This window comes from Telluria sp. ZB4P36, from assembly GCF_059685865.1.
In genome coordinates, this window is record NZ_JCASIE010000018.1 from 38,628 (window position 1) to 50,274 (window position 11,647).

The window sequence follows — 11,647 nt, forward strand, 5'->3', positions numbered from 1 at the left end:
CCTACCGAACAGCATCCAGTAGTTGCGGATGCTTGCCCAACAGCCTCAACAACTTGACCAGCGCCACCGGCGCATCCGCCTCGCCCGATTCATAGCGCGCGAAGTCCCCTGCTCCATCCCCGAACATCTCATCCGCCTTGTGCCGGGTCAGACCCAGGCGCTTGCGCATCGCCCGGATCGTCTTGAGCTCGTCCGCATCCACCTGTTTGCGGAAGGCCGCCACCAGTTCGCCATAGTGATCGTGCTCGCCCGCCGCGAACATCACTTCCTTGCACCCGGCACAATGCTCGACCAACACTTCGGGAATGGTCGTCCTCTGTCCCTTGTAGGTGTACTGCATTTCCCTGATCGCATGCGTCAGCGGCGAGAGGCCACAGTTCGGGCAGGTCAGCATCGCTCCCTCCTTCTCTATCGGTCCCCCATCCTACCAAAGTGCGTCCCGAGGCCGCGCCCGCACTTTTGTTCAATATGTATGTTTACATTTACCAAGCCACTGTTATACTTCACTACAACACCACCTCAATGCAGCACCACCAAGCACGACAAGGAGACGACCATGAACAATGCAGCGCCGAGACAAGGGAGGACTGGACATGACAGTCGGCTGGAATGACAACGCACCCATTTACCGCCAGCTCAAGGAGCGGGTGGTGGGCATGATGCTCGACGGTATTCTGAAAGCCGGCGACGCCCTGCCCTCGGTCCGCCAGATCGCGGCCGAATATCAACTGAATCCGATCACCGTGTCCAAGGCTTACCAGGAACTGGTCGACGAAAACTTGGTGGAAAAACGAAGGGGGATTGGCATGTACGTTACCGAAGGAGCTAGCGAGAAACTCTTGGCCACCGAACGCGAGCGCTTCATTCGCGAGGAATGGCCCGCCATGGTCGAACGCATCCGCCGCCTCGGCCTCAACGTCGAGCAACTGCTGCAAGCCTCGGCAGGCAATGCCCCGGGAGGTTCAGCATGAATGCCGTGCTCTCCGCACGCGGCTTAGCCAAGCGCTACGGCAAGCGCAGCGCCGTCGACGGTATCGATTTCGAGGTCCCGGCCGGACGCATCGTCGGCCTGATCGGCCCCAACGGCTCGGGCAAGACCACCACGCTCAAGGCCGCCCTCGGCCTCATCGACTTCGACGGCCAGCTCTCGGTGCTGGGCTTCGACCCGCGCACACAGCGCGACGACCTCATGAAGGAAGTCTGCTTCATCGCCGACGTCGCCATCCTGCCGCGCTGGATGCGCGTGAAGGACGCGGTCGACTTCGTGGAAGGCGTGCATCCGCGCTTCAACCGCGCCAAGGCCGAGCGCTACATCGCGAATACCAAGCTGAAGCCGACCATGAAGGTCAAGGAAATGTCGAAGGGGATGATCGTCCAGCTGCACCTGGCGCTGGTGATGGCCATCGACGCCAAGCTGCTGGTGCTCGATGAGCCGACCCTGGGCCTGGACATCCTCTACCGCAAGCAGTTCTACCAGAACCTGCTGGAAGACTACTTCGACGAGCAGAAGACCATCGTCATCACCACCCATCAGGTGGAAGAAGTCGAGCACATCCTGACCGACCTGATGTTCATCCGCGACGGCAAGATCGTGCTGGCCGCGTCGATGGAAGAGATCGGCGAGCGCTATACCGAAGTGATGGTCCCGCCCGACAAGGTCGGCGCGGCGAATGCGCTGGCACCGATCGACCAGCGCAGCGTGTTCGGCAAGTCCGTGATGCTGTTCGACGGCGTGTCGCGCACCCAGCTGGCCCAGCTCGGCGAGACCCGCAATCCCAGCGTTGCCGACCTGTTCGTGGCAACCATGAAAGGAACCTACGCATGAAAACAATGAAATGGCTGCTCCGGCGCGAGTTCTGGGAGCACAAGGGCGCCTTCTTCTGGACGCCGGTCGCGGTGGCGGCGGCGATGGTCCTGCTGGTCGGCGTCGGCTTCATGTACGCCATGACCTTCGGCGGCCACGAGAACATCCAGATCGACGGCCAGACCGTGGTCTCGATCCAGGGCGTGCCGTCGGCGCTGCGCTACAAGATCGCCCACGTCGCCGCCTCGAGCTACATGGGCCTGGCCGCGCCGCTGTTCCTGGTGCTGACCGTCGTGGTGTTTTTCTACTGCCTGGGGGCCCTGCATGACGACCGCCGCGACCGCAGCATCCTGTTCTGGAAGTCGCTGCCGCTGTCGGACCGCGACACCGTGCTGTCGAAAGTCGTCACCGCCCTGGTCGTCGCCCCCGTGATCACGATCGCGATCGGTACCGCGACCGCGCTGGTGCTGCTGGTGCTCGGCATGATCAGCGCCACCGGCAAGGGCATGAACCTGTTCGCGCCCGTGCTGATGGAGCCGAACCTCTACCTGAGCCCCCTGTACCTGCTGGCCTTCCTGCCGCTGTACATCATCTGGGCGCTGCCGACCGTCGGCTGGCTCCTGATGGTGTCGAGCTGGGCGCGCTCCAAGGTCTTCCTGTGGGCGGTCGGTACGCCGCTGGTCGTGGCCCTGATGCTGAAGTGGTTCAACTTCATCGTCGGCCACGTGTCGGACACGGTGTTCGACGTCGACTGGTTCGTCAGCGAAGTGGTGATGCGCGGCCTGGCCGGCCTGGTGCCGGGGATCTGGCTGTCGCAGCCGGACATCGAGCTCATCAACCAGCAGTACGGCCTGGATCCGATGACCCTGCTGGGCGTGTCCTACTCCACGCTGGCCAGCTCGGGCGTCTGGATCGCCGCCGCCATCGGCGTCGCCATGATCGCCGTCGCAGTGCGCCTGCGCCGCTGGCGCGACGAGGGCTGAGCCGAATGCGCGCCCTCCCCACCCTGTTTCTCGGGAGCGTGTTCCTCTGCGGCGCGGCCGGCGCCGCGGAGGAACAAGCGACACGTCAACTCGAGCCCGTGCATGTCAATGCCATGCGCAATCCGGAAGTCCGCAAGTACAAGGTGATCCTGGCCGGCCTGGACGCCTTCGACAAGTACCACAGCCTGGCGCCCGCGGCCGAACGCCTGCAGTTCCGGCTGACGGGACGCGGGAAGGACGAGTCGGCGGAGCCGCTGGCGCTGCGCCTCGTCGGCGAGGGCGGCTTCAAGCTGCCGGTCGCCATCGATGCCGACCGGCGCTTCGTGGTGCCGCGCAGCGAGGCGGCCGAGGATGCGGACAGCGAGCTGGAACTGAACCGCAAAAAGCGCGTCTACCGTACCGAGCCCGACATCCGCACGCCGGGCCTGGCGGCCAACCAGCGGCGCCTCGGCGACCTGCGCCTGGAATGCAAGGTGACGGTGGCGATGGCCAAGGCGGAGATTCCGACTTTCTGGGTCCTGACCATCAACACCATCCTGCTGCGGACCGACTGGTGCGGCTTCTTCGGCGACCAGGACGACATGCGCTGGGAGGGCGCCAGCAAGCGGGCCCACTTCGGCTACCGGGCCGAGCGGCCGCTCGCCCGGGCGATCCTGGCCGAAGGGAATCGCTCGGCGCAATTGAAGGTCAAGGGGGAACAGTTCGACGTACCGATCGGCAACTCCACCTGGAGCGACGACGCGATCATCGAGCTGACGTATGCGGACCCTGCCGAAACGCCTACTGGAACTGCTGCCGAAACGCCTCGAACTGCGCCTTGAGTTCCTCGAGTTCGCCGCGCAGGGCGGCGACTTCCTGTTCCAGCTGGCCGACGCGGCTGGCACCTCCCCCACCGAGGCCGGCGCCGGCGGCGGGCGCCTCGAAGACAGGGAGTTCGCCGCCCAGCAGGTGGCCGTAGCGCGCCTCCTTGGTGCCGGGGGCGCGGTCGAGGCGCGCCACCAGCGGCGGATATTTATCGCTCAGGAACTGCAACACGGTCTCGACTTCCGGCACGCTCCGGAACTCGTGCAGGCGCCCGGTGCGGGTACGGATCTCGCCGGCCGTCTGCAGGCCGCGCAGCATCAGGATGCTGAGGACGGCCACCTTGTCCTGCTCCAGGGTCCATTTGATGCGCATACGGTGCTCGTACTTCACGACCCGGGCGCCGGCCTGCGAGATCGCATTCACCAGCTTCTTCTCGATCAGGCGCTGCAGGGTGTCCTGGACCATTTCGTCGGTCATCTGCATGATCGGGTCGCGGCTCGACAGCTGGTTGCAGCCGTTGACGACCGCGTTCACCGACATCGGGTAGTTATCGGGTGTCAGCGCCTCTTTCTCGGCCAGCACCGCGAGCACGCGGATTTCCATCGGGTCCAATACGGCGCCGTCGGGCGTGCCCGTCACTTCATTCGTCATGCGATTCCTCAGTCGACCAGTCGGTTCAGTTGTTCCGAATCGAGTTTATCACCCTCGGCCACCTTCGGACAGCACAGGCCGGCCTCGCGCATGGTGTTGGTGAGGCGTTCGATCTGCTCGTCCTGGCGCGCGACGTGGTCGATCAGGCCGCGCAGGGCTTTCGACAGCGGATCGTCGCCGTTGGGCGTGACGCCGTAGGCGGCGAACAGGTGGGCGCTGCGCGACTGGTCTTCCTTGCGGATGATGTGGGCCGGATTGCCGACCGCGGTGGCGCCCGACGGCACCGGCTTGATGACCACGGCGTTGGAGCCGACCTTGGCATACTCGCCCACCGTGAACGCGCCCAGCACCTGGGCGCCGGCGCCGACGATCACGCCGCGCTCCAGCGTCGGATGGCGCTTGGTGCCGGCCACCAGGGTAGTGCCGCCCAGGGTGACGCCCTGGTAGATGGTGCAGTCGTCGCCGACCACGGCGGTTTCACCGATGACGACGCCGAAGCCGTGGTCGATGAAGACCCGGCGGCCGATGGTGGCGCCGGGGTGGATCTCGATGCCGGTGATGATCCGGGCGAGGTAGGAGATGAAGCGGCCGACCCACTTCAGCCCAAGCGTCCAGCAGGCGTGCGCCCAGCGGTGCATGATCACGGCGTGCAGGCCGGGATAGCAGGTGAGGACTTCCCAGCCGTTGCGGGCGGCGGGGTCGCGCTGGATGATGCTCTGGATATCGCCGCGCAGATTGGCAAATAAGTTGGAAAACATAATAAGTAAGATCGCAAACCAAGGATGATGGTAGCGTATGTTTACGGGGTTTGCTTGGGAGGCCGCAAGATGGGAGAAACGGCTTCCCCAAATGCACTGAAGGGAGCGATGCCGGCGGCATGCTCCCTTCAGCCAGGCGTGAAACGGATCAGCCTTCGCGCGCGATCCGCTGGCGCCGTGCCTCATACAGGCATACGCCCGAGGCCACCGACACGTTCAGGCTCTCGACCGCGCCGAACATCGGAATGTTGACCAGCAAGTCGCAGGTCTCGCGGGTCAGGCGGCGCATGCCCTCGCCTTCCGAACCCATCACCAGCGCGGCCGGACCCGTGAAGTCGGCTTCGTACAGGCCCTTGTCGGCATCGTCGGAGGTGCCGATCAGCCAGATACCGCGGTCTTTCAGGTCGCGCATGGTGCGCGCCAGGTTGGTCACGGTGATATAAGGGACGCTCTCGGCCGCGCCGCTCGCGACCTTGGCGGCGGTGGCGTTCAGGCCCACCGCGCGGTCTTTCGGGACGATCACGGCATGCGCACCGACGCCGTCGGCCACGCGCAGGCAGGCGCCCAGGTTGTGCGGGTCGGTGATGCCGTCGAGGATCAGCAGCAGCGGCGGACCTTCGACGGCGTCCAGCAGCTCGTCCAGGTTGCGCGCCAGCGCCAGCTGGCTGGCGAAGGCGATCACGCCCTGGTGGCGGCGGGTGCCGGTGATCTTGTCGAGGCGCGATGCATCGACCGGCATCACGCGTACGCCGGCCGCCTTGGCGTTGGCGATCAGGTCCTGCATGCGGCGGTCCTGGCGTGCGGCGTCGACGAAGATCTCTTCCACCGATTGGGCCTCGTGGCGCAGCCGCGAGGTCACCGCGTGGAACCCGAATAACATTTTATTTTTCATGTATTACTGTTTCTTCCTGCTGGTTTTGGACGCGGGGGTCTTGGCCACCGCTTTGGTTGCTGGTGCGCTCTTGGACGCACGCTTGGTTGGTGTTTTACTGGCGGTCTTGCCGGCGCTCTTGGCCTCGGTCTTGGCTTCGGTCTTGGCGGCAGGCTTGCGGGCGCTGCGCGGCACGCGCGGCGGCGGCACGAAGACGACATCCTGATCTTCCTCGCTAGCCTCTTTTTCGGTGCTGGTGAAGCGCGAAGCCTGCACCGGCGCAGGAGCGGCCGCGCCCTTGCCCTTGCGGCCCTTGGGCGCCTTGCCTTCCATCGCATCGATCGCGGCCTTGCGGGCACGCTCCATCGGCGCCGGGACGCTCTCCGTACGTTCGGCCAGCATCAGGTCGATCTTGCGCGACTCGAGGTCGACCTTCGCGACCTTGACGTTGACCTTGCTGGTCAGCTTGTAGATCTGGCCGCTGCGCTCGCCGCGCAGTTCGTGGCGCGCTTCGTCGTACTGGAAGTAGTCGGTACCCAATGCGCTGATGTGCACCAGGCCTTCGACGTAGAGCTGGTCGAGGGTCACGAAGATGCCGAACGGGGTCACGCCGGACACGGTGCCGGTGAAGTCCTCGCCCAGCTTGTCCTGCATGAAGTAGCACTTCAGCCAGTTCTCGACGTCGCGCGAGGCTTCGTCGGCGCGGCGCTCGTTGGCCGAGCAGTGCACGCCCAGCGCGTCCCAGATGGTCAGGTCCTTCTCGTTCTTCCGGGTGCCGGCCGCCTTGTCCTTGGCCGCCTGCTTGCGCGCCGAATTCGACACCGTCGTGTTCAGCTTGCCCAGTTCGATGCCCTTGGGCTCGTACTTCTTGCCTTGCAGGATGGCCTTGATCGCGCGGTGGGTCAACAGGTCGGGATAGCGGCGGATCGGGCTGGTGAAGTGCGCATAGGCTTCGTATGCCAGGCCGAAGTGGCCGACGTTGTCCGGGCTGTAGACCGCCTGCTGCATCGAGCGCAGCAGCATGGTCTGCAGCAGGGCCGCATCGGGACGCTCCTTGATCTTCTGCATCACCTCGGCATAGTCGCGCGCGCTCGGCTTGGCGCCGCCGCCCAGGTTCAGGCCGACCAGCTTCAGGAAGGTGCGCAGTTGCAGCAGCTTCTCTTCGGTCGGGGTCGCGTGGATGCGGAAGGTGCCCGGATGCTTGTGACGGATCAGCAGGTCGGCCGCGCACACGTTTGCGGCCAGCATGCATTCTTCGATCAGGCGGTGCGCATCGTTGCGGGTGCGCGGAATGATCTTTTCGATCTTGCCCACGGCATTGCAGACGATATAGGTCTCGGTGGTCTCGAAGTCGATCGCACCGCGTTCCTGGCGCGCCTTCAGCAGCGCGCGGAACACCTCGTTCAGGTGCAGCAGGTGCGGCACGATGCCGGGGCGGCGCTGCGCTTCCGGACCGCCCGTGTTGCCGAGGATGTCGGCGACCTCGTTATAGGTCAGGCGCGCGGCCGAGTGCATCACGGCCGGGTAGAACTGGTAGGCCGTCACTTCGCCGTCCTGGGTCACGACCATGTCGCACACCAGGGTGCAGCGGTCGACCGCCGGGTTCAGCGAACACAGGCCGTTGGACAGCTTCTCGGGCAGCATCGGGATCACGCGGCGCGGGAAGTAGACCGAGGTGCTGCGCTCGATCGCGTCGACGTCCAGCGCATCGTTCGGCTTCACGTAATGGCTGACGTCGGCGATCGCCACCAGCAGGCGGTAGCCGCGGGTAGCGCCGATCTTGACCGGCTCGCAGTAGACCGCGTCGTCGAAATCGCGCGCGTCTTCGCCGTCGATGGTCACCAGCGGCACGTCGCGCAGGTCGACACGGTCGGCCAGGTCGGCCTCGACCACTTCGTTCGGCAGGCGGTTGGCCTGCTTCAGCGCGGCGGCGGAGAAGACGTGCGGCACCCCGAATTTGCGCACCGCGATCTCGATTTCCATGCCGGGGTCGTCCAGCTCGCCGAGCACCTCGACGATCTTGCCGGTGGGCTGCTGGAAGCGCGAAGGCTGCTCGATCAGCTCGACGCTGACCACCTGCCCTGCCTTGGCCTTGCCGGGGCCGCCCGCCACCAGCACGTCCTGGCTCATGCGGACGTCTTCCGGCGACACGATCCAGACGCCGCCTTCGTTCATCAGGCGGCCGATCAGGTGGGTGTTGGCGCGCGCGATGACTTCGACGATCGTGCCTTCCGGGCGGCCGCGGCGGTCGGTGCCGGTGACGCGTGCGCGCACGCGGTCGCCGTTGAGCACCTTGTTCATTTCCTTGTCGTTCAGGAAGAGATCGTCGCCGCCCTCGTCCGGAATGACGAAGCCGAAGCCGTCGCGGTGCGCGTTGACGCGGCCGGTGATGAAACCGGACTGGTCGGCCAGCAGATAGGTGCCGCTGACGTCGGCGCGAATCTGGCCGTCGCGTTCCATGGCGTTCAGGCGGCGGCCGAGTACTTCCTGCGCGGCGGGCTTGACCTTGAGGGCGCGCGCCAGTTCGGCCGCGCCGATCGGACCTTTGGCACTGCGAAAGACGGCGAGGATTTCCTCGCGGCTAGGAATGGTATGAGTAGGTTGCTTCAAATCGTTTTCTTATTTCTCTTAGTGATGGCGTTGAGGTCAGCGCCGGCCTCGGCGGCTGCCGATTGATTGACACCTTGACAGGCGTAGTGTAACGGAGAGCGATGCGATTCGCCTAACATATGCAGCGAAGCGTGCTCGGTGAATTCAGTTGGAAACCCCAGCGCGGGGTCTTTGACTTTTGAAATCCTTCCGCTATAATCTCGGTCTCTTCAGCAACGGCCGCAAGCCGAAGCGAGAGAGAAAGCAGTAGCAGGAGGTACGTTCTACGCTGCGATCCGACGAAAGTTGATCTAGCGAAAAATGACAAACCCTGCTATTGTAGCAGAGTTAGCAGTTCAGTGCCCACGTGGCGGAATTGGTAGACGCGCATGGTTCAGGTCCATGTGCCGCGAGGTGTGGGGGTTCGAGTCCCTCCGTGGGCACCACTCTACCGGAGCAGTTTTCCGCAAGCAGTTCGTTGTACCGTTGTGAGATGTAAGCAGTATCAGTGCCCACGTGGCGGAATTGGTAGACGCGCATGGTTCAGGTCCATGTGCCGCGAGGTGTGGGGGTTCGAGTCCCTCCGTGGGCACCATCTACTGGATGTATCTCCGCAAGCAGTTTTGTTGTAGCAGTATCAGTGCCCACGTGGCGGAATTGGTAGACGCGCATGGTTCAGGTCCATGTGCCGCGAGGTGTGGGGGTTCGAGTCCCTCCGTGGGCACCAAACTCTACCTAGGACTACGGTCCCGCAAAACGCCGTAAGCTTTGAAAAAGGCTTACGGCGTTTTGCGTTGTCCGCCTCCCCTTATTGCGCGGCCAGGTCGTCCAGGATCGGACAGCTCGAGCGTGCATCGCCATGGCAGGACGAGGCCAGTGCCTCCAGGGTACGGCGCATCGCTTCCATCTCGGCGATCTTGCGGTTGAGCTCATCGATATGCGTGCGCGCCAGCGCCCGCACGTCGGCGCTGGCGCGGTCCTGGGCCTGCCACAGGTCCAGCAGCTTGCCGATCTGCTCGAGCGAAAAGCCGAGCGCGCGCGCGCGATGGACGAACTGCAGCACGCGCACGTCTTCGCCGCTGTAGACGCGGTAACCGGACTCGGTACGCTTCGCCTCCCTGAGCAGGCCGATCGATTCGTAGTGGCGGATCATCTTGGCCGACACCCCGGAAGCCTTGGCGGCGTCGCCGATGTTGAGAAGCGTTTGCTGCATTGTCATCTCCTGTTGTACCACGCGCAGAATACACCTTCCCACGATAGGAGGGTCAAGCAGTGCTTGACTTGGCGCGGCAAGGGGGTAAGCTCGACCGCACATGAAAGCTCTTTCTCTCCTCCTCGCGCTGGGCCTGGCCGCCCACGCCGCCCTGGCCGCACCGGCGCCCTGGTTCCAGTGGCGCAGCAAGCTCAACGGCGCCCTCGCCTGTTCGCAGACGCCCTTGGGAGCGGGTTGGGAAAAATCTGCCGGCCCCTACCGAGACGCGCGTTGCGAAAAACTCATTGTTGCTAAATAATGGGGTAGCAAGACTCATCCGATCTATTCCAATACTGAGGAGACACCGATGTTCACGAGTCCGGAGCAGTTTGCCAACGCCACCAAGACCCTGTTCGACCTGCAGATGCAGACCTTCAACACCCTGGCCGACAAGACGGTCAAGGGCGTGGAACAGGTGATGGCGCTGAACATGAACGCAGCGAAAAGCTCGATGGAAGGGTCGATCGCTGCCGGCCAGGAGATGGCCAAGGGGATGGCTGGGGGGATGGCCGAGGGTATGGCCAAGTTTGGCGACCCGAAAGCGGCTATCGCGGCCCTGCATGCGCGCATGCAGCCGGGCGCCGCCGGCGCCGCGGAATACCACGAGCAGCTCAAGTCCATCATCGACGAGATGCACCAGGAATTCCGCCAGGCCGCCGATACCCACGTGGCCGAAGCCAAGAGCACCCTGTCGGCCCTGATCTACGATGTGACCCAGAACGTCAAGCCAGGATCGGAGAACGCGGTCGAGATCATCAAGACCGCGATCGACAATGCCTTCAAGGGTTACGAGCAAGTCACCCAGGCCACGCGCCAGGCGGTGCAGACGGTCGAAGCGCAGATCGCGAAAGCGACTTCGCTGGTACAGCCGGGCACGCAAAAACCAGCCGAGTAATAAATGACATAAGAAATGACATAAGATTTCATCCTGGGCTCCAGGATGAAATCTTCTTTCAGCTTCCTTCCGTTTCAATCCCCAGCAATTCCTCCAGCCGTCCCAGCGAAGCCTCGTCCTTGATGACCGAGCGCAGCCACGCGTGCAGCGGCTGCTCACCCCAGCGCGCCGCCTTCTCGGCCAGGTAGGCGACCGGGCTGTGCGGCTCGGTGCGCCGGAAGAACTCGGCCACGCAGCGCAACTGCGCCAGCGCCTGCTCGCGGCTCTGCAGCGGGCCGTCGCTTGCCATTCCCTGCCCGCGCAGCGGCGCGCCGGAAGCCACCACCACGGGCATGGCCTGCGCCGGCTTGGACTGCGGCGTATCCGGCACCGCCAGGTCCTCGACGTCGCGCAGCGCCGCACGGGCGGCGCCGAAACTCGGACCGTCGGCGCCCAGCCGCTCGTCGACGACCCGCTCCAGCTCCGCCAGCGCGGCCAGGCAGTCGTGCGCCGCCTCGGCCAGCGCCTGGCGCGCTGCCGGCGCCACCTTGGCACGCGCCGCTTCCAGTTCCGCCACGCTGTCCGGCCCGCGCGCCCGCGCCGCTTCCCAGGCCATCAAGGTCACGCCCGCGGCCAGCGGCACCTCCTTCACCAGGGGCGCGATGCGCGCCGCGATCCAGGCCAGATTGCCGATGCGGCGCTCGTCGCCGTCTTCGTCCGGCAGCGGATGCACGTCCGCCCAGTAGCGTTCGCACAGGGCGGCGAGCAGGCGCAGGCTGCCTGCCAGGCCGGGCAGCCCGCCGGACCTGGTCTCGGCTTCGGCCAGCCAGACCGCCAGCTGCAAGTCCTTGCTGCGCGTCTCGATCAGCTCGATGCAGCGCTTCGACACGAACTTCCAGTCGGCTTCCTTCAGCGTCGTCACCCAGGCGCCCTGCTCGATCGACGGATCGTCGGCCTGGCGCGCACGGTTGATGGCGTCGAACTCGGGCGAGAACGCGAGGTCCTCGCCGCAGGGCCGGTCGGCAGTGACCGGCGCCAGCAATTTGTCCAGATCCAGCATG

At 64.9% G+C, this 11,647-nt stretch carries 13 protein-coding genes and 3 tRNA genes; 9 read left to right on the forward strand and 7 right to left on the reverse strand.

What is annotated here, in order from left to right:
* Position 1: 1 nt before the first annotated feature.
* The gene (locus AC56LK_RS19990; protein WP_497186231.1) at positions 2 to 394 is read right to left on the reverse strand and encodes a type II TA system antitoxin MqsA family protein; all 393 of its coding nucleotides are present in this window, start codon (positions 392 to 394) and stop codon (positions 2 to 4) included.
* A 199-nt stretch (positions 395 to 593) separates the two neighbouring features.
* On the opposite strand from AC56LK_RS19990, the gene AC56LK_RS19995 reads away from it, so the two are divergent.
* From AC56LK_RS19995 to AC56LK_RS20010, 4 genes are read left to right on the forward strand one after another with little or no spacing between them, the layout of a single operon-like run.
* Positions 594 to 971, forward strand: a complete 378-nt coding sequence (locus tag AC56LK_RS19995) for a GntR family transcriptional regulator (protein WP_436106477.1) — start codon at positions 594 to 596, stop codon at positions 969 to 971.
* Positions 968 to 1,825, forward strand: a complete 858-nt coding sequence (locus AC56LK_RS20000) for an ABC transporter ATP-binding protein (protein WP_497186232.1) — start codon at positions 968 to 970, stop codon at positions 1,823 to 1,825. Before AC56LK_RS19995 ends, AC56LK_RS20000 begins: the two co-directional genes overlap by 4 nt.
* Positions 1,822 to 2,787, forward strand: a complete 966-nt coding sequence (locus AC56LK_RS20005; protein ID WP_497186233.1) for a hypothetical protein — start codon at positions 1,822 to 1,824, stop codon at positions 2,785 to 2,787. The genes AC56LK_RS20000 and AC56LK_RS20005 overlap by 4 nt, the downstream gene beginning before the upstream one ends.
* Positions 2,788 to 2,792: 5 nt before the next feature.
* Positions 2,793 to 3,608, forward strand: coding sequence for a hypothetical protein (locus tag AC56LK_RS20010; protein ID WP_497186234.1), 816 nt, complete (start codon positions 2,793 to 2,795; stop codon positions 3,606 to 3,608).
* Here the strand turns inward: AC56LK_RS20010 and AC56LK_RS20015 are convergent.
* From AC56LK_RS20015 to rnr, 4 genes are all read right to left on the reverse strand, one after another.
* Positions 3,568 to 4,242, reverse strand: coding sequence for a YceH family protein (locus tag AC56LK_RS20015; protein WP_497186235.1), 675 nt, complete (start codon positions 4,240 to 4,242; stop codon positions 3,568 to 3,570). The genes AC56LK_RS20010 and AC56LK_RS20015 overlap by 41 nt on opposite strands.
* Positions 4,243 to 4,250: 8 nt before the next feature.
* Positions 4,251 to 5,000, reverse strand: coding sequence for a serine O-acetyltransferase (gene cysE, locus AC56LK_RS20020; protein WP_497186236.1), 750 nt, complete (start codon positions 4,998 to 5,000; stop codon positions 4,251 to 4,253).
* Between the two features lie 148 nt (positions 5,001 to 5,148).
* Entirely contained in the window at positions 5,149 to 5,892 is a 744-nt protein-coding gene (rlmB, locus tag AC56LK_RS20025; protein WP_497186237.1) for a 23S rRNA (guanosine(2251)-2'-O)-methyltransferase RlmB, read from the reverse strand.
* A 3-nt stretch (positions 5,893 to 5,895) separates the two neighbouring features.
* Positions 5,896 to 8,481, reverse strand: a complete 2,586-nt coding sequence (gene rnr / locus AC56LK_RS20030; protein ID WP_497186238.1) for a ribonuclease R — start codon at positions 8,479 to 8,481, stop codon at positions 5,896 to 5,898.
* Positions 8,482 to 8,821: 340 nt separating this feature from the next.
* Here rnr and AC56LK_RS20035 point away from each other — a divergent pair.
* The 3 genes from AC56LK_RS20035 (at position 8,822) to AC56LK_RS20045 (ending at position 9,187) form a co-directional block, all read left to right on the forward strand.
* Positions 8,822 to 8,906 (forward strand) — tRNA-Leu (locus AC56LK_RS20035).
* A gap of 64 nt (positions 8,907 to 8,970) precedes the next feature.
* Positions 8,971 to 9,055: transfer RNA gene (locus AC56LK_RS20040), tRNA-Leu, on the forward strand.
* 47 nt (positions 9,056 to 9,102) lie between these two features.
* A tRNA-Leu gene (locus AC56LK_RS20045) sits at positions 9,103 to 9,187 on the forward strand.
* Between the two features lie 81 nt (positions 9,188 to 9,268).
* Here the strand turns inward: AC56LK_RS20045 and cueR are convergent.
* Positions 9,269 to 9,673 carry a Cu(I)-responsive transcriptional regulator gene (gene cueR / locus AC56LK_RS20050; protein WP_497186239.1) on the reverse strand — a complete coding sequence of 135 codons (405 nt, stop codon included), beginning with the start codon at positions 9,671 to 9,673 and terminating at the stop codon, positions 9,269 to 9,271.
* Positions 9,674 to 9,773: 100 nt separating this feature from the next.
* On the opposite strand from cueR, the gene AC56LK_RS20055 reads away from it, so the two are divergent.
* Both AC56LK_RS20055 and AC56LK_RS20060 read left to right on the forward strand, forming a co-directional pair.
* Positions 9,774 to 9,971 (forward strand): hypothetical protein, encoded by a 198-nt coding sequence (locus AC56LK_RS20055; RefSeq protein WP_497186240.1) that lies wholly within the window; start codon positions 9,774 to 9,776, stop codon positions 9,969 to 9,971.
* A gap of 48 nt (positions 9,972 to 10,019) precedes the next feature.
* The gene (locus AC56LK_RS20060) at positions 10,020 to 10,607 is read left to right on the forward strand and encodes a phasin family protein (protein WP_497186241.1); all 588 of its coding nucleotides are present in this window, start codon (positions 10,020 to 10,022) and stop codon (positions 10,605 to 10,607) included.
* 58 nt (positions 10,608 to 10,665) lie between these two features.
* Here the strand turns inward: AC56LK_RS20060 and tssA are convergent, their stop codons facing one another.
* Positions 10,666 to 11,646, reverse strand: coding sequence for a type VI secretion system protein TssA (tssA, locus tag AC56LK_RS20065; protein ID WP_497186242.1), 981 nt, complete (start codon positions 11,644 to 11,646; stop codon positions 10,666 to 10,668).
* Position 11,647: the final 1 nt, after the last annotated feature.